Source organism: Lysinibacillus sp. FSL K6-0057, assembly GCF_038630885.1.
Classification (GTDB): Bacteria; Bacillota; Bacilli; order Bacillales_A; family Planococcaceae; genus Lysinibacillus; species Lysinibacillus fusiformis_F.
Genome location: NZ_CP152047.1, coordinates 445504 through 470600, shown reverse-complemented (window position 1 = coordinate 470600; position 25097 = coordinate 445504). Strand labels below are relative to the sequence as shown.

At 37.3% G+C, this 25097-nt stretch carries 22 protein-coding genes and 1 pseudogene; 12 read left to right on the top strand and 11 right to left on the bottom strand.

Features of this window, described 5'->3' with window-relative positions:
* Window positions 1-99: 99 nt before the first annotated feature.
* The gene (locus MHB40_RS02240) at window positions 100-654 is read right to left on the bottom strand and encodes an NADPH-dependent FMN reductase (RefSeq protein ID WP_205446685.1); all 555 of its coding nucleotides are present in this window, start codon (window positions 652-654) and stop codon (window positions 100-102) included.
* A 115-nt stretch (window positions 655-769) separates the two neighbouring features.
* Entirely contained in the window at window positions 770-1612 is an 843-nt protein-coding gene (locus tag MHB40_RS02235; RefSeq protein WP_342442353.1) for an oxidoreductase, read from the bottom strand.
* A 403-nt stretch (window positions 1613-2015) separates the two neighbouring features.
* Here MHB40_RS02235 and MHB40_RS02230 point away from each other — a divergent pair, with 403 nt between their 5' ends.
* The 5 genes from MHB40_RS02230 (at window position 2016) to MHB40_RS02210 (ending at window position 6372) form a co-directional block, all read left to right on the top strand.
* Entirely contained in the window at window positions 2016-3062 is a 1047-nt protein-coding gene (locus tag MHB40_RS02230) for a CMP-N-acetylneuraminic acid synthetase (protein WP_205446683.1), read from the top strand.
* Between the two features lie 192 nt (window positions 3063-3254).
* A complete protein-coding gene (locus MHB40_RS02225; RefSeq protein WP_004225556.1) occupies window positions 3255-3440 on the top strand; it encodes an SE1832 family protein in 186 nt (61 codons plus the stop codon).
* A gap of 34 nt (window positions 3441-3474) precedes the next feature.
* On the top strand, window positions 3475-5046 hold the full coding sequence (locus tag MHB40_RS02220; protein WP_342533806.1) for an ABC-F family ATP-binding cassette domain-containing protein: 1572 nt from the start codon (window positions 3475-3477) through the stop codon (window positions 5044-5046).
* Between the two features lie 451 nt (window positions 5047-5497).
* The gene (gene spx / locus MHB40_RS02215) at window positions 5498-5902 is read left to right on the top strand and encodes a transcriptional regulator Spx (RefSeq protein ID WP_004225558.1); all 405 of its coding nucleotides are present in this window, start codon (window positions 5498-5500) and stop codon (window positions 5900-5902) included.
* Between the two features lie 23 nt (window positions 5903-5925).
* Window positions 5926-6372 carry a MarR family transcriptional regulator gene (locus MHB40_RS02210; RefSeq protein ID WP_342442351.1) on the top strand — a complete coding sequence of 149 codons (447 nt, stop codon included), beginning with the start codon at window positions 5926-5928 and terminating at the stop codon, window positions 6370-6372.
* Between the two features lie 113 nt (window positions 6373-6485).
* Here MHB40_RS02210 and MHB40_RS02205 read toward each other — a convergent pair whose 3' ends face one another.
* Together MHB40_RS02205 and MHB40_RS02200 are read right to left on the bottom strand one after the other, a co-directional pair.
* Window positions 6486-7034 carry an RNA polymerase sigma factor gene (locus tag MHB40_RS02205; RefSeq protein ID WP_205446680.1) on the bottom strand — a complete coding sequence of 183 codons (549 nt, stop codon included), beginning with the start codon at window positions 7032-7034 and terminating at the stop codon, window positions 6486-6488.
* Between the two features lie 303 nt (window positions 7035-7337).
* The gene (locus MHB40_RS02200; RefSeq protein ID WP_205446679.1) at window positions 7338-8468 is read right to left on the bottom strand and encodes a LuxR C-terminal-related transcriptional regulator; all 1131 of its coding nucleotides are present in this window, start codon (window positions 8466-8468) and stop codon (window positions 7338-7340) included.
* Window positions 8469-8659: 191 nt separating this feature from the next.
* Here MHB40_RS02200 and MHB40_RS02195 point away from each other — a divergent pair, with 191 nt between their 5' ends.
* From MHB40_RS02195 to MHB40_RS02175, 5 genes and pseudogenes are all read left to right on the top strand, one after another.
* Window positions 8660-9415 carry a glucose 1-dehydrogenase gene (locus tag MHB40_RS02195; protein WP_342533805.1) on the top strand — a complete coding sequence of 252 codons (756 nt, stop codon included), beginning with the start codon at window positions 8660-8662 and terminating at the stop codon, window positions 9413-9415.
* Between the two features lie 20 nt (window positions 9416-9435).
* On the top strand, window positions 9436-10179 hold the full coding sequence (locus MHB40_RS02190; RefSeq protein WP_342533804.1) for a glucose 1-dehydrogenase: 744 nt from the start codon (window positions 9436-9438) through the stop codon (window positions 10177-10179).
* Window positions 10180-10194: 15 nt separating this feature from the next.
* A pseudogene (locus MHB40_RS02185) lies at window positions 10195-10356 on the top strand (thioredoxin reductase); the annotation flags it as partial.
* Between the two features lie 175 nt (window positions 10357-10531).
* Complete coding sequence (locus tag MHB40_RS02180; protein ID WP_342533803.1) at window positions 10532-12343, top strand: AraC family transcriptional regulator; 1812 nt, start codon at window positions 10532-10534, stop codon at window positions 12341-12343.
* A gap of 239 nt (window positions 12344-12582) precedes the next feature.
* Complete coding sequence (locus tag MHB40_RS02175; RefSeq protein WP_342533802.1) at window positions 12583-13965, top strand: dipeptidase; 1383 nt, start codon at window positions 12583-12585, stop codon at window positions 13963-13965.
* A 55-nt stretch (window positions 13966-14020) separates the two neighbouring features.
* Here the strand turns inward: MHB40_RS02175 and MHB40_RS02170 are convergent, their stop codons facing one another.
* On the bottom strand, window positions 14021-14593 hold the full coding sequence (locus tag MHB40_RS02170) for a nitroreductase (RefSeq protein ID WP_205446674.1): 573 nt from the start codon (window positions 14591-14593) through the stop codon (window positions 14021-14023).
* 97 nt (window positions 14594-14690) lie between these two features.
* Complete coding sequence (locus tag MHB40_RS02165) at window positions 14691-15185, bottom strand: amidase domain-containing protein (protein WP_205446673.1); 495 nt, start codon at window positions 15183-15185, stop codon at window positions 14691-14693.
* A 181-nt stretch (window positions 15186-15366) separates the two neighbouring features.
* Between MHB40_RS02165 and MHB40_RS02160 the strand changes: the two genes are divergently transcribed.
* Window positions 15367-16389, top strand: a complete 1023-nt coding sequence (locus tag MHB40_RS02160; protein WP_205446672.1) for a DUF2804 domain-containing protein — start codon at window positions 15367-15369, stop codon at window positions 16387-16389.
* An 85-nt stretch (window positions 16390-16474) separates the two neighbouring features.
* On the opposite strand, the gene MHB40_RS02155 is transcribed toward MHB40_RS02160, so the two are convergent.
* Window positions 16475-17191 carry a glycerophosphodiester phosphodiesterase gene (locus tag MHB40_RS02155; RefSeq protein WP_342442345.1) on the bottom strand — a complete coding sequence of 239 codons (717 nt, stop codon included), beginning with the start codon at window positions 17189-17191 and terminating at the stop codon, window positions 16475-16477.
* Window positions 17192-17349: 158 nt separating this feature from the next.
* On the opposite strand from MHB40_RS02155, the gene helD reads away from it, so the two are divergent.
* Window positions 17350-19578, top strand: coding sequence for an RNA polymerase recycling motor HelD (gene helD, locus MHB40_RS02150; protein ID WP_342533801.1), 2229 nt, complete (start codon window positions 17350-17352; stop codon window positions 19576-19578).
* Window positions 19579-19613: 35 nt separating this feature from the next.
* Here helD and MHB40_RS02145 read toward each other — a convergent pair whose 3' ends face one another.
* From MHB40_RS02145 to MHB40_RS02130, 4 genes are all read right to left on the bottom strand, one after another.
* Complete coding sequence (locus MHB40_RS02145; RefSeq protein ID WP_004229664.1) at window positions 19614-19736, bottom strand: hypothetical protein; 123 nt, start codon at window positions 19734-19736, stop codon at window positions 19614-19616.
* A gap of 108 nt (window positions 19737-19844) precedes the next feature.
* Window positions 19845-20714, bottom strand: coding sequence for a GNAT family N-acetyltransferase (locus MHB40_RS02140; protein WP_342533800.1), 870 nt, complete (start codon window positions 20712-20714; stop codon window positions 19845-19847).
* A gap of 805 nt (window positions 20715-21519) precedes the next feature.
* A complete protein-coding gene (locus MHB40_RS02135) occupies window positions 21520-23352 on the bottom strand; it encodes an ABC transporter ATP-binding protein (protein WP_342533799.1) in 1833 nt (610 codons plus the stop codon).
* A complete protein-coding gene (locus MHB40_RS02130; protein ID WP_205446668.1) occupies window positions 23352-25073 on the bottom strand; it encodes an ABC transporter ATP-binding protein in 1722 nt (573 codons plus the stop codon). The genes MHB40_RS02135 and MHB40_RS02130 overlap by 1 nt, the downstream gene beginning before the upstream one ends.
* Window positions 25074-25097: the final 24 nt, after the last annotated feature.

Below are 25097 nucleotides of genomic sequence, written 5' to 3'. Positions count from 1 at the left end.
TCCTGAGTCACTAAAGTTTTATTTTATCACATCCTAAAACAATACTTACAAAGAAAAATCCCCTGCACAGTGATTTCTTACCACCGTACAAGGGCTATCTTAATGTTGATCAATCGTTTCCTTCGGCAAGTTCTTGCTCATTTCACAATATTGAACAAATACACGAGCTAATTCACGTAAACGATTATGAACATCTTCATCGACAATGTTATTATCGGCATCAAAATGTGATGTATGTGTATATACATAATTTGGCGTAACAAGGGCTCTGAAGTAGTCTAAAATAGGTTTTAGTTGATTTTCGACTACAAGATGATGCTGGTATGTGCCGCCATTTGCAACAATGGATACGGGCTTATAGCGCATCGTTTTAGGGTGTAAGAAGTCAAAAGCATTTTTCAAAACACCTGGAATGGACGCTTGGAAAATAGGCGTTGCAATAATGTAAGCGTCTGCTTCCTCGAATTGTTGAATCATTTTTTTCATATCATCATTTAATGGTGAACCATCCACAATTTGATGCTTATATTGACTAAAATGCATCATTTCTAACTCGAAACTAGCATCTAATTCTTTAATATATTGCTCCACTTGCTCTAAAATAACACCAGTTTTACGACCAAACATAGTGCCATCAACGAGTAAAATTTTCATCTTTACTTTGCCTCCACATTCATCTTCTACAATAATATTGTAACAAATGAAAAGTGGCTCGGAAAGGATTGTATGACAATCGATATAAATTCAGTCTTTAGACGGAACGACAAAATTAATCCCTAAATTCATTATCCTGATCACGATGTCGGAAATGGACTTCCTTATCAATGACCGTTTCTTCAAGCTTATATTTATCTCGATTAATAACAACATCGCGATTTACTTTCTCACCTTCATTCAGCTTATCCCAATTAAATAATATCTCTCTTGAAACGTCCTCTTCTGGTACTTCAGGATACTCTAATGTTGCCAACTCATCTGATGGATAAATAGTGACTGGCTGTTGTTTACCGTATAGGGCAATGATAATCATAGCCTTTGCTACTTGTGTGGCTTCAATTGCTCTAGAGCGTTTTAAAGGTCCAATTAATAAAGGCTGTGCAAGCTTTAATAATTTTTCTCCCGCCTTTTCCCCTAAACGAAATTCATCACGATTCCCTACTAAGAGTGAAGGTCGAATAATGGAAAGTCTTTGTAAACCTAGTTCCTCTAAATCACGCTCAAGTTTTCCTTTAACCCGATTATAGTAAAATGGAGAACTCTCATTGGCTCCCATTGCCGTAATCACAAGAAAATGAGGGATTCCCCGTTTTTTTGCTAAAGAAGCAATTGCTAATGGGTATTCAAAATCTACCTTTTCAAACATATCACGAGAGCCTGCCTTTTTGATGGTTGTACCTAAGCAACAATACAACTCATGAGCAAATCCAATATCGTTTTCTTCTATTCTATCAAAATCACGAATTTTCACTTCTAACTTTGGATGCGTAAAAGTTAGCTTTCTTCGTGCAATTACTGTTACTGAAATATACTCATCATTTTCACATAATTGTTCAACCAGAGCAGAGCCAGTTAAACCAGTCGCCCCTACAACAATCGCTGCACGCATACTCATTTTTCTCCCGTCCTTCTACATATTGATAGTGTATCAATTACGTCTCAGTCTAAAAGCATCCAGATTTTTTCGAGCTTGCTCTACAAGCTCTCCTTCCAAATCCGTGATATCCTGCGTAGGCTTTATCTTGACACATTAGATGATAAATAAAGTAAACAATCATCTCTCCTCTTTTTGCAGAGGAATTTTTCTGAATCAAGATAAAGACTTTCAAGTTTGTATGTATCTTTCCTACAATTGACCTTACTATCTATATCGACCATTTTTTGATGATTAAAACAGATTAAAGATAGCTATTTTAGAAGATTCTTCTAGATGCATTCATTATCAAATCCTAAATTTTACACATACTTGCTCTTTCTTCGCCATAATTTAAAGAGACAGAGGAAAGGATGGGATACATTTGCAAAAAGAAACACACGCAATTGAACCAAAAAAAACGATTGTTTTCATTATTGAAAGCTGTATTGATAAAGGGCTGTATCCTTTTGAACGGGTTTCAACATTAGCTAAGCTACTTACGAATGAGAAGGTTTTTATATTTGTAAAGACTCCTTCGAATGACGGAATCCAAATTTTAATGAATGAAGGAATTTCTCCTATTTTATTTGATCACTTTAACGAATTGCCTAAGCAAATCAAAGGACTTCAACCTGATTTAATTGTTAGAGATGGGCGGAATTCTGAAGGCTGGCAAGTAGAGGATTTACGACCTTTCTGCAAAACAATTATTCACTTTGATGATTTTGGTGAAGGTGGCCAAGCCTGTGATTGTGTATTACTAGCACTCTATCAAGAAGTGAAAGATTATTTACCATCGCATTATCTGGGTGGAAGCTTTGTTTTTGCCCTACCAGAAGCCTACCAACAATTTGATGACGTTCCTGATAGTAAAACACCTGAAAACCCGCCTCATATCGTCGTTGCTTTTGAGGATGGGGACGAGCATAATTTAACGTATCGAACACTTCGACACTTAACTCAACTACAAATACCACTACAAATTACAGTTATGATCGACGACAGCTATCGCCATGCAACGGATGACTTACAAATGATGGTGCTTAGTCGTCGCAATACTGCCATTCTTCGAGATAAAAATGCACTCCTCAAACTACTACCTAAAGCAGATGTCATTATTTGTAATGCTAACTATACGCCTTATAAAATTGCCTCTTACGGAGTGCCATGCATTACACTTGCACAAACTGAAGCTGAGCTTTTACATGCTTTCCCTCGGGAGCACAACGGCTTTATTCATCTAGGGCTTGGCCGTAAAATGAAGCAATCACAAATCCAAAATGCTGTTATGGAGTTTCTTTTACATGAAGCTCGCAGTGAACGAGCAGTGAGAAAACAGCGACAACTCAATCTTGCTAGTAATAATGAAACACTTCAAGCATTACTCTTAGATTTTGCTTATGACCGTCATAATATCGCTTCTACTTAGTGCTACTTCGAAGATGATTATGATACAATATATAAGAATTTTTCACTCCAACTCCTCTTATAGAAGTTGGGACATAAGTAAATTCAACCAGTACCCGATTGATTTTAATGAATAAGCGGTGGGGGATTAGCAAAACCTCCATCGCTTTTACACGCATTCACTATAAAAATATTCTCAAAAGGAGCAGTCATTATGCCAACAAAAAGTGATATTGAATACCAAATTAGAGAGTTAAAAATGGACTATATGAATTTACAAGGTGATATAGAAAAATTGGAGTCTACTGGGCATAACGATCAGGTAGCAAAAGCAGAGCAACGTCTTGCAAATATGGAAGCTCAATTGGCTGAACTTAACAAGCAGCTTGCAGAACTATAAAATGTAAACAAGAAAGACAGTTGGAGGAACAGACATGGCAATATTAACAGTAGAAAATTTAGGTCATTCTTTCGGTGATCGTACACTCTTTAAAGATGTATCGTTTCGATTAGTGGACGGTGATCATATTGGGCTTGTAGGAGCTAATGGTGTAGGTAAATCTACATTAATGGGTATCATTACAGGTCAAACGATCCACGATACAGGAAAAGTTGAATGGCTTCCTGGTACACACTATGGTTATCTAGACCAACATACAGTACTGACGGCTGGTAGAACAATGCGTGAAGTGTTACGCGATGCCTTTTTACCATTATATAAAAAAGAAGAAGAACTGAATGAAATTACAGGCAAGATGGCAGACGCAACGCCAGAAGAATTAGAAGTACTATTAGAACAAATGGCAGAAGTGCAGGATGCATTAGATGCAGGAGATTTTTATTCACTAGATATGAAAATTGAAGAGGTGGCACGTGGACTTGGCCTGGATGCCATTGGTTTAGAGCGTGATGTAGCTGCACTTTCTGGTGGACAGCGCACAAAGGTGTTACTCGCTAAGCTTTTATTAGAAAAACCAAAAGTACTTTTACTAGATGAGCCTACAAACTATCTTGATGAGGAACATATTACTTGGCTGAAAATCTATTTAAAGAACTATCCATATGCTTTCCTTCTAATTTCACATGATACAGAATTTATGAACGAAACAGTGGATGTCATCTTCCAACTGGAATTTTCAAAATTAACTCGTTATACTGCAACATACGAAAAATTCCTAGAACTTGCTGAAATCAATAAACGCCAGCATATTGAAGCCTATGAAAAGCAACAGGATTTCATCAAGAAACAAGAAGATTTTATTGCCAAAAACAAGGCACGTTACTCCACTACCGGTCGTGCAAAATCTCGTGCTAAGCAGCTTGATCGTTTAGAGCGAATTGATCGCCCAGAAACAGCTGTAAAACCAGAATTCGGTTTTAAAGAAGCACGTTCATCTAGCCGCTATGTTGTGGAGGCTGAAAACTTAGTCATTGGTTACGATAAAGACAAGCCATTGCTTCCCCCACTATCCTTTGCTATTGAACGAGGAGAGAAAATTGCTTTAGTCGGTATGAACGGTGTGGGTAAATCCACTTTATTAAAAACAATGTTAGGTAAAATTAATGCGCTTGGTGGGAAAGTAATTCGAGGTGACTACCTGTATCCTTCTTACTTTGAACAGGAAGTAAAAGCAGAGAAAATCACACCGATTGATGATGTTTGGAATGCCTTCCCTTCTATGGAACAAGCCCAAGTACGTGCAGCTTTAGCAAGAGCTGGTCTAAAAACTGACCATATTACACGTCCGCTTAATTCATTATCTGGTGGCGAGCAAGCTAAAGTTCGTTTATGTAAATTAATGATGGAGGAAGCGAACTGGCTTCTATTCGACGAACCGACAAACCATTTAGATGTAGATGCAAAAAATGAATTAAAACGTGCCATGAAAGAATTTAAAGGTACCATTGTGCTAGTAAGTCACGAACCAGATTTCTATGAAGGACTCGCAACAAAAGTCTGGAATGTTCAAGATTGGTTTACATCTGGACAACAAAGCCAAGACTAATTATTTCAAGGGCAGCTCCAACATGTTATGGGGCTGCTCTTTTAATTTTTTTAAAATTTCGATGTATAATTATCCTCATTTAAACATACTATAATCAGTGGACTAACAATTTCACTCCTGCTTCCAACTAACGCTCTCCTAAGAGATAAACTCAGAATTCTAGTAGTCCCTATTAACTCATCATGAATTTTTATAGCTTAAAAAAGTCATCTCCTGTGATATCAGCAGTGTTAACATAAACTTACATCATTGTAAGCTGAATAAACGAAACTTTTTATGCTTATCTTCGTATATTTTAATATAACTGAAAAAATATTAATTCGATTGAGAAATTTTTTCAATTAACTATTGATTTATATATAGCTTACTAGTAAGATATATATATAAACTATTAACTTACTAATAAGCTATTTGTAAAATATAATCTAAAAAAGAAAGCGAGGAATGAAGAATGACAGTTACAATTTACTCACAAGCGAGCTGTTCTTCATCCAGAAAAGCACTTAAATGGTTAAAAGATCACAACATAGAATATAAAGAAAAACGTATTACATCTCACCCACTTACACTTGCAGAATTCAAAGAAATTCTAAGCATGACTGAAGATGGCACAGATGAAATCATTGCAACAAACTCAAATGACTTTAAAAACTTAAATATCGACATCGACCAACTTTCTATTCAAGAGCTATTTGCCATTATTCAAGCACACCCAAGAATGTTGCGTAGCCCTATTATAATAGATGAAAAACGTATTCAAGTTGGTTACAATGAGATGGACATCCGTCGTTTTATCCCACGTAAAGTACGTGCTTACGAATTAAATGCGATGACAAGATTGGCACAAGAAAGTTAAAACAGTTTTGGAGATGACCTTCTATGGATCAAGAAAAACAAAAAGCCATTACCTCGTTGTTTGAAGTCGTTTCATCTATTGAGCGTAAGTGGGCAAACGAGTGGAATAATCATAATGTACTCGGCTTTTCAAAATCCCATATTTTAATTTTAGACTACTTATCGCAGGAGGGCCCAAAACGCCCTTCTGCTATTGCTGAGCGGTTAAAAGTAACTACTGGTGGTGTCACTGTTTTAACAACGAAGCTGATTAATGCTGGCTTTATTGAAAAAACACAGCATGCCACAGACCGCCGAGCTTCTCAACTAATCATTACTGCTGACGGTGAAACCATATTAAAAGAATCTCGTCAACAAGTGAGTGAAATCATTAATAATATGTTTGGTATGCTTACAGCAGAGGAACTGCAAACCTTACGAACTATTTTTTCTAAATGTTTACTGGATGTTGAGACAAATCGGTCAGAATAAAGGGCATAAAATTAAGAAGATGCATTTGCAATTATTTGCGAATGCATCTTTTTTAGATTAGTCGACCGAATACTTCCGTCTAAGTACTGTGATGTGCGACCAATCTGCTTTCATTACGCTGGTAGCACAGATTCCACAATAGCTGTATCTGACATGAGCATTTCTTTTAATCGAGCCTTTGCACGGAATAAACGAGATTTCACAGTACCAATGGAAACTTTCATAATTGTAGAGATTTCTGCCAGTGAATATTGGTCTATGTAGAAATACCATAAAGTCTTTCTATAAATGGCATCTAATTGCTCCATTTTATCCTGCACTAGTTTTGTCACAATATCCTTTTCAATTTTTTCTTCTGTAGAAATTTCATTATTGGGAACCAAATCTAGAATCGGTACGTCTAATGTTTCAGGTTGGTTCATCATATATTTGCTACGTCGCACCTTTTTACGATAGCGATCTCTAAATGTATTCATTGTAATAGTTGTCAGCCAAGCTTTAATATGCTCTACTTCGGCAACGCTATCTTCATAGCGTACGACCTTCACCCAAACTTCTTGCATTAAATCTTCAGCTTCTATATTATTGCGAGTTAGTTTCAAACATAAGTGATATATATAACGATTGTATTCCTCGTATACGCCTTCTAATTTTTCATTCATTGTGTATGCCTCCGCTTCTTGTTCTTGCTTCTATACACATTCTCGCAAAATAATGTATTACACTCTATCGCATTGGCTTTCAATTTCATTACAATCGTGTAAGCTTAATCACTTTCACTTGTAATATTCGTAAAAATTGTTTTACTACTATATTGCTTTCGCTTCAAAAGAGCTTTTGATGACAATAGTTACCTATTATTTAAACTATATTTTCAATAATATTTATTATCAGAATATTATTTAGTCATTTATTGGCATTTGAAGAAAGAAAAAATGCACTCCTAGTAGAAGTGCATTGGTTTGTTAGCTTAGCAGCCCTAGACGAAAGGCTGAGGCAACGACCTGTGTTCGATTCTTTGCTTTGAGCTTTGTCATCAGACTGCTTACATAATCCCTGACCGTATGCTCGCTTAAAAATAATAAACTGGCAATTTTTTTATTATCATACCCTTCGGCAAGCAGACCAAGTATCATCGATTCCCTTTCAGTTAAATGAAGCTCTGTATTCTTTTCTACTTTCTCGCCCTTACGTGATAAAAATAGACCTAAACGCTTCCCTACTTCTTCAAGGAGTGATAATTCTTCCTTTGTACAATCAAACTCCTCACCTAGCTGATCAAATGTTAGCCATCCAAATAATTGGTCTTGTCTCATAATGGGAATAAATATAATCGAGGATAAATTAAATAATTGAATATGCTCCTCTTTCACATAGTTTTTAGGGTTTTTTAAATAAATGGGTTTTCTTGAACTAAGTATCGTGTTTTCCCCAGTCAACTCCCCTTTCATGCTTTGCACCTTAGGTAGTTCTGCCCCAATAACTCCATAAAATTGATTGGACCATGGAACATAAGCATAAAATACGCATCTTTTATAACTAAAATACTCTTCACACTTTTTTAAAATACGGGCTAAATCTTGATAGCCTGAGGAACTAATTAGCAATTTATCAAGCCTATCTAATAGCTGTAGATGCCTAAATTCCTGATTTTCTGTAGTTATGTTACTAGTTTGATTCTCTCTCTCACAGACATCGTAAAGAAATACAAGAAATGTAAATATCGATAATACATACATTAAGATGGCGTTCGTTCGACTACTCTTCTGTTGAATCATAAAAGTAATCAATGCTTTCTCAAATATTAATTGAAATAGATTAAAGCTCTTCCTATCAATAATGGACAACTGTGATTGAAGCCATGTGTTAAAAAAATACTTATCATCATTATTTAATTCATCGATGTTTGCATGTGTCATTAAACGCAAAAACGAATCCAGTATCATTGCTGCTCTTTTTCGATCTGCCTCAGCTATAGAAGGTTCTAGATTAAGGTAAATATTCGTATTCTCTTCAATTTGCTTATGATGGATTTTAATAAATAATACAAACTCTTGAAGTGTTACTTCTTCAATCGACTGAAATGGATGCGCCATAGGAAATTCTTCTCCTTCACACTAAAATACCCCTATAAATGGAGGATATTCACTCACTATATTATACAGCATCTTATAGGATAGTATTTCAAATTGAAAGGAGTAAGATGAAAGTATCGCTAAACAATGCGAATACTTTTGAATCCTAAGGTAACCATATAACCAGAAATAATGAAAGGTGCGTGCTTGAAATGAGACTAGAAAATAAAGTAGCCATTATTACAGGTGGAGGTACAGGAATCGGGAAAGAAACTGCACTATTATTTGCTAAAGAAGGAGCAAAAATAGTTATTACTGATATAAATGAACAATCTGGTAACGATACAGTCCGTGATATCCAAGCTATTGGCGGTGAGGCATTATTTATCCGTCACGATGTTAGTAATGAAGAAGACTGGAAAAAGGTTGCAGATGAATCAATAAAAACATTTAACAAAGTGGATATTCTTTTCAATAATGCAGGTATCTATATCATAAAACCACTTGCGGAAATCGAACTTTCTGACTGGAACCGCTTAATGTCTATCAATGTAACAGGTGTGTTCCTGGGTATGAAACATATTATGCCGCTTATGGCTAAACAGCATAATGGTTCTGTTATTAATGCTTCTTCTATTGCAGGCTTAACAGGTGCTGCTGGTCACGTCTTATACGGAGCGAGTAAAGGGGCTGTCCGCATTATGACAAAGGATGCTGCTATGGAATATGCTCCATATGGCGTACGTGTCAACTCCATTCATCCTGGCTATATTGATACAGGTATGGCAGACTATGCGTCAGCCACAACTGGAAGCTCAAAAGATGAATTAGGCAAAAACTTATTCCCATTAGGACGTTTAGGCTCTGTTAAGGAAGTGGCGCAAACAGTATTATTTTTAGCTTCTGATGAGTCTTCCTTCTCAACAGGTGCAGAATTCGTCATTGATGGCGGAGCAACAGCAAAATAACAATAAAGGTGGTCATTTATATGAAACTAAAAGATAAAGTAGCAATTGTTACTGGTGGGGCTAGTGGGATTGGTGAAGCCACAGTTCGTCTCTTTGTAGAAGAAGGCGCTAAAGTCGTTATTGCCGATTTTTCTGATCGTGGACAAAGCGTCTCTGAAGAATTAAATAACAATGGTTTTGATACACTCTTCGTGAAAACAGATGTAACAAGCGAAGCAGACATTCAAAACATGATAAAGGAAACCGTTACTAAATACGGTAAACTTGATATTATGTATGCAAATGCTGGCGTGGCTGATGATGCACCCGCACACGAGCTTTCTTTTGAAAAATGGAAAAGAACAATTGATATTAATTTATCAGGTGTATTTCTTTCTGATAAATATGCCATTGAACAATTCCTTGCTCAAGGTACAGGTGGCGTCATCGTCAACGCTGGTTCTATTCATAGTTTTGTTGCCTTACCAAATCCTACAGCCTACTCATCTGCAAAAGGTGGCATAAAATTATTAACGCAAAACCTATGTACAGCTTATGCTAAACAAGGCATTCGCGTAAATGCGGTTTGTCCTGGCTATATCGATACTCCTCTACTGGCTGAAGTTGATGCTCAAAAGAAAGAATATTTAGCATCCCTTCACCCACAAGGTCGACTTGGTAAACCAGAAGAAATCGCTAAAGCCGTTCTCTTCTTAGCTAGCGACGATTCAAGCTTTGTCAATGGTACAACGCTACTTGTTGATGGCGGTTATACTGCTCACTAATGAGACTTTGAATAGATTCGCCTGATAGCTGGTGCATTTAATGATGCCATTCTAGCCGTTAATAGTGCGAAGCTATATTTAGATCCTACCGAAGTCGATATGGCTGGTGTATCCTCTCACAATGACCGCTTCGCTGAAAAAAATGAAGAAATTATAAAACGTCATATGGCTAATTAAATAGAAACATCATGCATAACTGCACTTCAAATTATTGGAGAAAATCTAATAATTTGAATGCAGTTTATTTTTTTAAATAAATTTTTCACTTCTACGATACAAGCATCTATTTGAGAATCATTATCATTGATTGTATTATCGTAATATAAACTATTGAAAGAAGTGAATCCTCAAATTGAAAAATCTTACTTTAGCAGATTGGGACTCGGCAAAATTAACCATTATACATATATCTGATAATCCACTATTAAGGCCTGTCATTACTTGTAACTGCATTTTCGGTTTTATTGCTCAAGGAACTGGCGAATGGAACTTACATCATACTCCCCTATTACATAATAAAAACATCTTTTTGATTGTTCATGACCCTATAAACATACATGTCACGCAGGAACCATCTTCGGCATGTATATGGATCTATTGTAATGTTACTTTTGATAACACAAAATCTGAGCCCTTAGAGCCTCTCATTTTTTATGATGCACCGAAGCATTGGCTAACATTAATAGATAACATAAACATGCAATGGGAAAAGCACACAGACGCTAGTAAATATAAGACAAAGCTATACTTAGCAGAGTTAATCTATGAAATGTATACACTAGATTCAAATATACTGCATGAGGAACAGTTAACCTCTCAAACATTAGATTATATTAATAAACATTTTCATGAAAACTTATCTCGTCATACAATTGCAGAAAAAATGAATTACAGTGTATCTTATCTCTCTAAACAATTTAAATATCAAACTGGTTATGGTCTAATTGATTATTTATTACATACTCGTATCAAACATGCAAAGCGACTTTTAGTTGAAACACATCATTCAATCCAAGAAGTTTCGAAGCAGGTTGGTTACGAAGATTCTTCTTACTTTACTCGCCTATTTAAAAAACATACTGGATTAACACCTGGCCAATATAAAAGATTATATTTACCCACTTCTATAGTGTTGAATAATCCTAATTTTGAGTTAAAATCCTCCGATGTATTCAATCGAGGACCTTTATATAATGATAATTGTTATCAATATGAAGGAGGCTTTTTACCAATGAAATTTAATTGGAACCATACTATAGTAGCTTCATTTGTTTTATGTGCTGCTTTATTATTAACAGCTTGTACAAACAACGACACTACTGAAAAATCAGAGGAAACAATGGTTTATCACTCCATCAATGGTGATATTACGTATAATAAAAATCCAAAACGTATTGTTACTGATTTTTACTTAGGTTACTTACTTGCTTTAAATGTCAAACCGGTTGGTTCGAATGAAGCACAGCTAAAAAACCCTTATATACCTGAAAAAGATAAAAAAGGAATTGAGGTGATCGGAGACTCTATAGAAAAAGTACTTTCATTAGAGCCTGATTTAATTATTACAGGTAATAAAGAAATGTATGAGCAGCTTTCTAAAATCGCACCTACTATCTATATTGAATATGAAGAAAATATACCTAAACTCATTAAAGAATTTGGTATTATCTTAAATCAAGGAGACCATGCCGAGGAGTGGCTGAAAAATTATCAACAACAAGTTCAAACCGCTCGTAAAAAAATTGCTCATATCATTAAGCCTGAAGAAACAATAACTGTTATGGATATACTGGATGGCCAAGGAACCATCACTATTTATGGAGATGGTTATACAGGGTATCCTGTTTATACGGGATTAGGCTTACAAATGGCGCCAGCTGTGAAAGCACAAACTACTATAAAAACGCCGTGGACACAAATTTCTTCAGAAAAAATTTCAGACTTTGTAGGGGACCGTGTTATCGTAGCAAGAGCTGCCGACACACCTAAAGTCGACTTTACAACCGCTCCTGTATGGAAAAATTTAGAGGCCGTTAAAAATAATGAAGTTTACGAAATAGATAATTTCAAGTTTTGGTTTACAGATCCCATTTCTGTTATTGGGCAAATTAACGATCTAACTGACTTATTTATCGAGCGTGCCAATGATAAGAAAACTAAGTAGGACAAGCTCTTTTTAAACCATATCCCAAATGCGACAAAGCTCTTTATAGACTTTGTCGCATTTTTCTTAACCATCTTCTGCTTTTTATTTCATCATTCAAAGTTGATTGAAAAGTTTTAGATATAACGATTAGACTCCTCCCAAATAAAAATAGCAGTGACCTCTGATATTACGGCACTTCCCTTCCACATTATGCTATACTATTTCTATTATCGAAATATTGGAAAGAGGGATGCTAAATGACTAATTTACAGCAAATAGATGCTTATTTTGCAGAACATCGTGAGGCACATTTAAATGAACTGAATGAATTTTTACGAATTCCAAGTATCAGTTCGTTATCCGAGCATAAAGGGGATATTCAACACGCAGCTCAATGGCTAGCCGATGCGTTTGAAAAACTAAATCTTGAAAATATCTCTATTACACAAACAGCTGGACACCCTGTTGTTTATGCAGATTGGTTACATGCTGAAGGTAAACCAACTATTTTATTTTATGGTCATTATGATGTTCAACCTGTTGATCCATTAAATTTATGGGACAGTGAGCCTTTCAATCCTACGATTCGTGACAATAAACTATTTGCTCGTGGTGCTAGTGATGATAAAGGACAAGTCTTTATGCACTTAAAAATGATTGAGGCATTGTTTGCTACAACAGGGACGTTACCAGTCAATGTTAAATTCATTTATGAAGGTGAAGAAGAAATCGGAAGTCCTCATCTACCTGCCTATGTTGAACAATATAAAGAAAAACTAGCGGGAGATTTAATTTTAATTTCTGATACGGGCCTTTATGGTCCTCGTAAGCCTGCGGTGTGCTATGGACTACGTGGCTTAACAGGCATTCAAATTGATGTTCGTGGAGCTAAAGGAGATTTACACTCCGGTCTTTACGGTGGTGGTGTACAAAATGCAATTCATGCATTGGCTGAAATTTTAGCATCCTTCCGTGATGAGCATGGTACGATTCAAGTTGAAGGTTTCTACGACAACGTGTTGCCATTAACAGAAGAGGAACGTGAAGCTTATCTTGCACTTGGCTTTGATGAAGAATCAGTTAAACAGGAAGTGGGCGTAAAAGAATTATTCGGTGAACAAGGGTATTCTTATTTAGAACGAACTTGGGCGCGCCCAACCTTAGAGGTTAACGGTGTATTTGGTGGTTTCTCAGGTGAAGGCATCAAAACAGTGCTACCAGCTGAAGCTGGCGCTAAAATCACATGCCGTCTTGTACCAAATCAAGAGCCAGATGAAATCGTAGCACTTTTAAAAGCACATGTTGAAAAGCACAAACCTGCTGGTGTGGAAATCAACATTTCTGAATTTGATAAAGGCCGTCCATTCCTGACACCTTTCGATCATCCATTTATCCAGGCTGCTGGACGCTCCTATGAAAAAGTATATAATGTACCAACAGCTTACACACGTGGCGGTGGCTCTATCCCTATCGTAGCTGCGTTTGATGAAATTTTAGAATTACCTGTGGTGTTAATGGGCTTCGGTCTATCAAGTGAAAACTTCCATGCACCAAATGAACACTTCCATTTAGAAAACTTTGATAAAGGCTTACGTGTTCTAAGTGATTATTTATATGAGGTTTCAGGATTACAAAAATAAATATCGATTAATTAGAAAATCCCCTCACTTTTAAAGTGAAGGGATTTTTGTTTGATTACTCACCAAAAATCGTAACAATATCAGCTGATTGTTTGCGTTCTTTGCCTTTTGGCACTTCATCAAAATAACCAACTTGTAGCATGGCAATGACACGCTCACCTGGCTGCACCTTTAAAGCTTCACGGAATTTAGGGTTATCTAAGAAGCCTGGCGTTTTCCAGCAAGAGCCTATGCCTCTATCCCATGCGAGTAACTGCATATTTTGAATAAATGTACTTGCCGCTGCATAATCTTCTAAACGTTCTTTTTGACGTGCATCCTCTGGTACGATAACAAAGGCATAGCCACCTGGCAATGTAAATTTCAACATCTGCTTTGCTAAATCTTCGCTTGAAAGCTCCTGCCATTTCGGAATTGTCAGGTCACGTAATAGCTGATGAAGGTTTTCCAATTCCTTTCCACAGGCAACAACTAATCGCCACGGCTCGCGATTACCATGGTTTGGAGCCCATACCGCATCGTCAATAATAGCCATTAAATCCTCACGCTCTACAGGCTGACCATTAAATTTTTTAATCGATCGTCGTTGAATAATTGCATCTCTAACAGATAAAATTTGTTCGCTCATATATCTATTCTCCTTCTACCTTAAGACAACATATTAGAGTTTATCTCTTCTATCTTTCACATTATCATAAAATTGTATGCTTTAAAACTATCTGTTCTTAAGCAAAGCTGTCATCTATATGATAGAAAAAGTAAGTCATGCTTGGCGTATAGGCGGTGGAATCCTCGTAAAAGTAAGGTCGATTAATACTATCTGAGGTATGGGCATTCACATAAGGAATACCATTTTGAATACTTGTGACAATAACGGAGTGGTCAATTCTTCCATTCCCTTGAAAATCATAAAAAATGACATCCCCTAGCTCTAATTCCTCTGCATTTTGAACACGTCTACCCTTTAATCCTGTTGTAGACCCTTCTAAATACCATCGTAACGAATGGGCAACAGACCAGCTAAAGCTCCAATTCCCCTGCTGAATCCACCAGCCTTTATCTCTACTTGGTGCCCCCCGCATCGGTGCACCCCCTGCAAGTAAGCATTGAGATATATAGTTCGTGCAATCTACATCAAAGTTTGGAAAAGCTGGATTGCGTCTGTTCCACCACAAATTGGCGTATTGAACTGCAGCCTGCCTATTATACATTTTTGCCATACATCCCCTCCTCATGCCATCATATGTCTATTCAAGTATTTCTATTAGTTAGGTCCTTACTCTTATTCTTATTGAAATCCATTATATTCGGCATGTTCCTTTCCAATTTCAAGAACATTTTTGCTACAATAAGAATGAAAGATATGTCAATTTTATTTTATGATCAGAAGGGATGTTGAATGTGAAGCAGCATGCTGAGAAAGAGATTTTACAGCCAACTCTTTTATGCGATAAAAAAGGTAATTTAAATCCAGCAGCCATCGGATTTGCACGTAAGCCACTTATTAACAGCAATTTAAGCGGCCATCTCATGCGCAAAAAGAAATGGAACTATTGGTGTGTCTATGGTGATGAAATTTTGTTTTCAGCTACGATTAGTCATCTAGATTACGCAGCAGTCTGCTTCGTTTATTTTCTTGAATATGAAACACAACGCTATTTCGAAAAAACGATCACAATTCCCTTCGGTGGTAAACTAAAAATGCCTACACAGGTTTTAGAATCTGTTTCATTTAAAAATAGCGAAATGATGATTGATTTATTATATATACAAAATGAAACGCATCTATCTGTTTCCATACCAAACTTTGATGGAGATGTTTTACGAGCAAAGCTTATCATTCAGCACCCACCAGCTGACGAAACATTAAATGTAGTCATTCCTTGGAATCGCAAAACATTTCAGTTTACAGGCAAGCATCACATACTGCCAACCTCAGGTGTTGTCACAATTGGTACTCGACGTTTTAATTTCTCAGCTGAAGAGAACTTTGCTGTGTTGGATTATGGACGAGGTGTATGGCCCCGTGAAGCATTATGGAATTGGGGAATGGCCTCTCAACGCGTACGAGGAAGACGAATCGGACTTAATTTAGGGGGTAAATGGACAGATGGCACTGGCATGACTGAAAATGCTGTTTTTGTTGATGGTAAAATGACAAAAATACATGAGGATTTGATATTTCAATATGACTCCGGAGACTATATGCAGCGTTGGAAAGTGAAAACAAAATTTTCTAATCAGGTCTCATTAACTTTTTCACCTTTTTTTGAGCGTACTGCCCAAACGAATGCCAAACTAGTTAAATCAGAAGTACATCAACTATTTGGTTATTACGACGGTTCCATTTTACTCGACAATGGTGAAACACTAGTTATTCAACAAATGCTCGGATGTATTGAGGAACATCGTGCGAAATGGTAGAACAAATCTTCTAGAAGACGTTGCTTTCCGTGGGTATTTTAAAATGCAAATGATTCCACGGAAGCCTTTTGTCTCCTATTTTGTTCTAACTAAGGGCAAGTAATATTTTTTCAGGATCGTCTGTAAATATCGCCTGTACACCTAGTTGTTGTAAACTTCGAGCATCACGTTGATCATTAACGGTATACACACGTACTGTTGCGCCTTCAGCGAGAGCTAGTTTAACTGATTTACGAAATGAAGTTGGTAGACTTACATGTAACGCCTTAGCTGGAATGAGAGCAATGTAAGTAGTAAAATCTACTAACACCTCTGCAAACAATGCTGCACTTTCGATATAAGGCGCTATTTTAGATATGGTTTGCAGTGATTCATGATTGAAAGATGAAATGATGACCCGCTCTGTCATTTGCTGTGCAGCTACTTCTTTGAGTACAAGCGCTTCAATCCCTTCATATGCAATGATATCTGTTTTCAGTTCTATGTTGATACGATGATTGGTACCTGCAAAAAGCTCTAGCACTTCCCCTAACGTAGGAATTACTTCATCTCCGAACTCCCGCGAAAACCACGAACCAAAATCAAATGTACGCAATTGCTGTAATGTAAAATCTTTTACATAGCCCGAGCCATTGGAGGTACGATCAATGGTTTCATCATGAATGACCACTACCTCTTTATCTGCGGTTAAATGAACATCTAGCTCAATCCCTGCTATAGGGAGCTTTGATGCTGCTTGAAAGGCTGCCATCGTATTTTCCGGATAGTTTATCGAAACACCTCTATGTGCAAATATATCCAAAATCATGAACCTCCTCTATTTATTATTTAAAGAATAACCTTCCATCCCCCATGTAATAGTAGCATAATTAACTTTTTAGCTTTCACTTGATGGTAAATATTATATATAGTAGTATGATAATCTACTTTGAAATTGTAAGTACCTAGGAGGTGCTAAAAATGACTGTACAACATCCAGATTTTCAGGCTGAAGTAGAGCGGTTAGCGTATACCCAAAGTTATATGCAGCAAATATTAGACGAATCACAACGAGATTTACAATCTGCTCAAGAAAATATCCGCAAATCCATGGCTGATCTCGATTACTTAGATTCAAGTTTAAGTTATTTAAATATCTTAACAAATGCCAGATTCTTTGAAATGGCACGTAATCAAAAAGAAGGTCTAGAGGCCGTTCGCAAGAAGCCCTATTTCGCCAGAATCCATTTCCAAAAAACAGGTGACCCTGAAGAATTTCTTTATATTGGGAAGACCTCACTATTTCATCGTGAAACCCATGAACCCATTATTGTTGACTGGCGCTCACCCGTAGCCAATGTTTATTATGATGGTCGTCTTGGTGATATGGAGTACGATGTCCGTGGAGAAGTTCATAAGGGACATCTCTTTGCTAAAAGGCAATACAAGATCGAGAATGGCGAATTACTCGATATACGAGATATTGACTTAACAACAAATGATGAACTACTACAAGAAGCATTGGCTGGAAAAGCAGATGTTCGTCTAACGGAAATTGTTTCGACAATCCAAAAGGAACAAAATGAAATTATTCGAGCACATCTTCGTCAACCAATTATTGTGCAAGGTGCTGCAGGCAGTGGAAAAACGACCATTGCTCTCCACAGAATATCCTATTTCCTTTACACAATGGGTGAACATTTTAATCCTGAGCAGCTCATGATTTTAGCACCGAATAAGTTATTTATTGATTATATAGGCGATGTTTTACCAGAGCTTGGCGTCGATAAAATTTGCCAAACTACTTTTACAGACTACGTTCTTTCTGCCACTAAATTAAAGCTTAAGCTTCAAAATCCAAATGAGCAATTAGAGTCGCTCGTTGCCGGAGGTAGTCATCAGCCTACTGCCTGGATTGCTGAAATGAAAGGCTCCCTTTACTATCGTGATGTCATCGAACGCTACGTACAAAAGCTGGAACAAAAGATCGCAGAACAATTCGAAGATGTCTATATTGAAAAATACTGTATAATGCGTGCTTCCCACCTGAAGAAGCTGTTTTTATACGAATTTTCTTATATGCCTATCGAAAAGCGACTTGAACATATTAAAAAGGTGTTAGCAAGCCATGTTCGTCAAAAAAAACAGGCTGTTTTAGCTACACTCCATAAAAAGTATGATGAAGCATTGGGTAAAGCCTTAAATGGCATTCGAGATGATGAAAAACGACGACGTGTTGTCACAAAATTCATCGATGAGCGTGATGAGCGAATTCCTGCCATTGAAAAGGAAACGAAGACAACGGCATCAGCTTATATGCGTCGCTTTACTAAACATAATATTAAAACACTCTATCGTACCCTTCTCACCGATGCAGAACTTTTAGCAGAACTCGCCCCTGAATGGCATTACCTTGAACAGCAACAATTTTTACAGGCACATCGTAAAGAACAATGGGCACTCGAAGATTTAGCGGCACTATACTATTTACAAGCACGTTTAAAAGGCATTGCAGATGAATGGAAGATGCGTGTTGTCTTTATCGATGAGGTCCAAGATTATAGTTTATTTCAGCTTGCTGCTTTAAAAGCCGGTCTTGATACGGATATGTTCACAATGGTCGGTGATTTAGCCCAAGGTATTCATAGCTATCGTTCATTGACAGCATGGGAGCCTGTCCAAAACTTATTTCCTCGCGCAAGCTTCCGAACTTTGCAAAAAAGCTATCGTACAACCATTGAAATTATGGAAGTCGCGAATCAAATTCTAGCGCAAATGAATGAACAGCTCCCCCTAGTAGAACCCGTTGTGCGTCACGGTAACGTACCAAGTTTTATTCAAGCAGAGCAATTTGATGCCTTAAAAATTAAAGGGATCTTTGAAGCCATACGTCAAAACGGCCATCGATCCATTGCTTTAATTTGCAAAACTACTGCAGAAGCCATTACTATGCAACAGGCATTAAAAGACAATGCTATTGCTTCACAACTACTAACGGAAAATGAATCTATTAATCAAGAAATGTTACTTGTTGTACCAAGTCATCTAGCCAAGGGACTTGAATTTGATGCCGTCATAGTAGCTGCCTACGATACACCCTTTTACGATACGCCAATTGACCGAAAGCTACTTTATGTAGCTCTTACACGAGCCATGCACGAACTATACTTAATCGGTCCATCCAAAAAGACATTCCTATTAGAAAATTAAAAAGTCGCGAAAAGGCGACTTTTTTCTTTGCATCATTAATTTCTTGGTGGTAATTTATAAAACTTCCCTTTGGATAAATAAGCTTTAACAACTTTCCACCATGAACTAGGGGCTTCCTTTGGAGGAGACTTCTTCTTTGGCAATGCTGGCATGCGCATGATCACGACTCCTTTCTTAAAGCTTATTAATATTATATGAAGATAGTAGGTAATTATGATAAAAAAGGGCGATGAGTTGATATGAAATACCACTCATCGCCCTTTTTCCTATTGTTTTACATAATAATCAATTTGCTGCGCTTTCATAAAGCCTGCTTTTTCATAGACAGATAGTGCTTTTTTATTGTCTACTTCTACATCTAGCATGACGAATGCTGCACCAACTTTACTCGCATAATCCTTTGAGAAAGAAAGAAGTGCTGTCCCAATACCTTGTCCTTCACAATTTGGATGTACAGCAAGTGCTGTTACCCACTGGATTTCATTTTCCTGAGCTGTTGTCACTGTCCCAACAACAGCGCCATCCCGATAAGCAATCCAAAGCTTTCGTCCACTTGTTGATGTATTAAAGGCAATAAGCTCTTCTGATTCTTCTGGTAAATCTCCAAATGCTTCACAATAAATAGTAATCAGTTCAGCTTGCTCACCATTATAGGGTTGAATATTAATATCTTTTTGTAATGTAACGGGCTCTGCTTTTGTTTCTAAAGTAGCTTCTGAAAAACTATAGGTAAAACCTTTGTTTTCAATAAATGTGTGTCCATAAGGAGAGCCATCAATTACTACAGCTAATTGCCCCTCTGCCCCTCTTTCTTCTAGCCCAACTTGTATACCATCAACTAACGCAGTTCCAATACCCTTTTGTCGATATGCAGGTGTTACCACTAATGACCACTCATATGTATGAAGCCCCATTAAGTCAATTGCACTAGCAGCACCAACTAATAAATCCTTATCATCCTCATACGCTAGTACCATAAAGCCCTTAGTCTCGAAAGAGCTAGCCATTGGTACATTCATAATGGTTTCATATACTCGATAATCTTGAACTGTTGCTTCTTCACATAATAACTTTACTTCTTTCAATGTTTCTCCATCTAATGGAAAAGACACTGTCATCACTGAAATATTCATCATTTACTCCGTTCCTGTAACAGACTATTGCCCTATTGTAGCAAGAATGAAAATAAGCTGGCAACAAAATATATTAATACCCCCTATTAATCAGAATTTTACTTCAAATATTGGAAAAATAAAAGGATTTATACTATAAAAATTTAGTAAAATGACTGAAATTTACTAGAATTAATAGATATAAAATAATATAATAATTTCTCGAAAATAGTGATCTTTATCCTTTTGCAATCTGTTACTTTTAAACTATATACTACTTCCCATTTTACTAATGTTTTATAATAATTATACTATTTATTCAAATTAATAACATTTCATTTCAATAAAAAGATGATGTCAACGGCAGAAAAAGCAACTTTGCAAGGTGAGAGGTTGATTTCCGTTCCGCTAGCGTCCTTTCCAGGGGGCGTCCGATGAGCCGCTTCACTCACTTACGTTCGCTCTCATACTAGCATAGCAATCAAATAGCCAATATCTGTATTCTTAGAGGGGATAAGCTCTTATTTTCAATGTGGAGAAGTAATGCGTGACAACACCTCTTCATAAAGAGTAATGAACACCTCCACTTTATTTGAAAACCTTTGCTAAAAAGGTAACACTTTTATGGGTTGGAGTGGAAGGCTACTTGACTCCCGTGGGATAGCGAGACAGGCAAAACTCTAAACGAAGCGGTAGCGGAGGAAGCGGCTCGGCGCTCGCCCACATGAAAGCAAGTAGCCTGCAACGGAAATTCATTTCTACCTTTCAATTGACTGTTTTGTTTTTCAACACTAAGAGAGCAATTTCAAATGAAATTGCTCTTTTTCATCTATTCCTCAAGATGGTGTGAGGATGAATGCAGCATTTGTGCATAAAGACCACCTGATTCGATTAGTTTTTGCTGGGGTCCAGCTTCAACTAATTCCCCTTTATGCATAACTAAAACCATATCAGCATTATGGACAGTATTTAAACGATGAGCAATAACAAAGCTTGTGCGACCCTGCATCAACGTATCGAGTGCCTCTTGTATCGCCAGCTCTGTCACCGTATCAATACTGCTTGTGGCTTCATCTAATAGTAAAATTTTCGGATCAGCAATAAGTGCCCTTGCTATAGATAATAATTGCTTTTGACCTTGTGAAATCTCGCGTCCATCTGCAGCAAGAATGGTATCATACCCATCTTTGAGTTTCATAATGAAGTCATGGGCATTAGCACGCTTGGCCGCTTCTTCAATCTCTGCATCACTCGCATCCAATCGACCATAACGGATATTTTCGCGAACAGAAGCCTCAAATAAAAATGGATCCTGTAATACAAAAGCCATCTGTGAACGAAGGGATTGACGATCAATTTGCTGCACATTTATACCATCAAATAATACCTCACCCTTTGTTACCTCATAAAACCTTGCAATCAGTTGAAGAATTGTCGTTTTCCCAGCTCCAGTTGCACCAACGAGGGCTACTGTTTGTCCAGGCTCCACTTTAAAATCTACATTCTTTAATGTGTATGCTTCTTCTTCTAGTTCATATTTAAAGTACACCTGCTTAAATGCCACATGCCCCAACAACTGATGCTTTTGTGCAGACACGGTTTCCTTCTCTGGTTGTTCATCAAGCAAGGCAAATACGCGCTCTGCACCAGCAATGGCTGATAGTACCGTATTAAACTGGTTTGCTAAATCATTTAAAGGACGTGTAAATTGTCGTGCATATTCAGTGAATATAACAATTACCCCTATGGATACATGTCCATATAGTGCGAGAACTCCTCCTATACCAGCTACAATGGTAAAGCTCATATTATTTAAGAAGTTCATGACTTTAGGAATATAACCCGAGTAAGTCTGTGCCCAAAAGCCGGTCCTTCTTAAGCGCAAACTTTTTTCACGAAACTCTGCTTTCATTCGCTCCTCTTGGGAGAATGCCTTCACAATCCGCTGTCCTGAAATTGTTTCTTCTATCATACCGTTTAAGGCGCCAATAGCTACTTGCTGTTCTTTAAACAGTGGTGCTGTACGACGTGTAATCCATCGCATTGCCCAAAACATCAGTGGAATAATGACCATCGTCAGAACTGTCAGCAATGGGCTTAAACTGAGCATAATAATGACGGTTCCTCCAAGCGTAAGTACACTTGAAAATACTTGGATAAAGGAACTGTTCAATGTGGAGCTAACCGCTTCAATATCATTCGTCATTCGACTCATCAATTCACCATGCTGACGACGATCAAAGAATGCCACTGGCAGCCGTTGAAAATGAGCAAATACACTTGTTCTTAATCTATAGATCGTTTGCTGGGCAATACCAATCATCCAATAGTTTTGTAGAAAAAGTGAAATCGCTAAGAGAACATAAATACCAATTAATGCGCCAATCCCCTTACCTAAGCCTGAAAGCTCACCGTGCATCACATAGTGATCAATCATTTGACCGATTAAATAAGGGCCAACTAAAGCTAAAATGGAGCTAATCATCACTAACAAAAGCACCACAATGAGAAGTGCACGTTGTTCGTCAACAATTTTCCATAACCGTAGCAATGTATTTTTCCAATCAGCTGCACGTGGCCCCTTCTTTTTCTTCACAACCTGTTTCAGATCATCTTTTGTCAAAATCGGTTCATAGCCAAAAGGTTTCTGGAAAAATCCCATTAATCCTCCACCTCCTGTTGAGAGATAGCTATTTTTTTATAAAGAGAGGAAGTCTGTAAAAGCTCTTCATGTGTGCCATATGCAACTACTTTTCCAGCATCAATCAGTAAAATGCGATCTGCACCTTTAGCTGTACGAATTTTTTGCGTAACAACAAGCATCGTTGCCTGTTCTTCACTCAATGCCTCCCATAAAGACTGTTCCGTTTTTACATCTAAGGCACTGGTACTATCATCAAGCATTAAAATATGTCCTTTTCTCAAAAGGGCTCTAGCTATGGATAGCCTTTGTTTCTGTCCCCCTGATAAATTAACTCCTTTTTGCCCAACCTTGGTATCGTAACCATTTGGAAAATCTTCAACAGATGCATGTATTTGTGCCTGCATTGTAGCCTGTAGTACAGCATCCATTTCAGCCTGTGTATCTCCCCACCGTACATTATCTGCAATACTTCCGGTAAATAACAATGACTGCTGAGGGACATAACCAATTATTTCTCGCAGCTCTTGTAATTCCCAGTGTTGAACATCCTGTCCTTCTACAAGTATTCTTCCTTGTGTCACTTCATAGAAACGAGGAATGAGCTGTAATAATGTTGATTTTCCTGCACCAGTTGCCCCCATAATCGCTAATTTTTCACCAGACTTAACTTGAAAGCTCACATCCGACAGAACAAGAGCATCTCCTCCTGGATAAGTAAAACTAACATGTTCAAATGTTAATTCTCCATATTGTGTTGTATGGCCTACTTCTTCTATAAGGGAAGTATCTTCAACCTCATTTTCTATAGAAAGGATTTCTGCCATACGTTCTGCAGAGGCCTTTGCACGTGCGTAGAAGATAATAATAAACGCGAACATTGAAAATGAGCCCGTCATACGCATTGCATAATTCACAATAGCGACAATATCACCAAGCGGCGTTGTTCCTGTCGCAATTTGTTTTGTACCAAACCATAGAACTGCGAGCAAGCTCATATTCATAATAAATAAAAGAACCGGCATAATATATTCCATTATGCGTAAAGCCTTTACAGTATCCACTTTTAAACGCGATGCAACTTCATCGAAGCGAGTAGCCTCATATGCTCCTCTTAAGTAAGCCTTCACCAACCGTATCGCCTGTAAATTCTCCTGTAAAACCCTATTTAAACGATCGACTCTCTTCTGTACACGTCCAAAATAAGACACACCTTTTGCCACCATAAAGATAAGAAAAATAAAAATAATCGGTGCACCGATGACTAAAAATAAAGCCAATTTCGCATTTACGACAAAAGCCATAATAATACTTCCTATAACAGCAAGTGGCGCCCTAAGCATAATACGAAGGCTCATAAACAGCACTGTTTGTACCTGTGTGACATCATTTGTTAATCGAGTAATAAGCGATGCAGTGGAGAATTTTTGATAGGTTGCTAGCGTAAAGGATTGAATTCTATCAAACAGGGCATTTCGTAGATCATACGAAAAGCTTTGAGCTGTATGTGAAGAAAAATACGAATTAATAACTCCCGCTAGAAAGGCAACAAAAGATAGCGCTAATAAAACCGCTCCCCATTGCAAAATCATCCCTTGATCTTGAGCCCTTACTCCTTCATCGATTATTTTTGCCATAATGAGTGGCTGCACAAGCTCCACGAATAACTCTAAAAGCATTAAACATAAAGCAAAAATAGCTGTCCATTTATATGGCTTTACATAGGAAAAAACTTCTTTCATATTCTTTCCCCCTTGTTGGTAGAT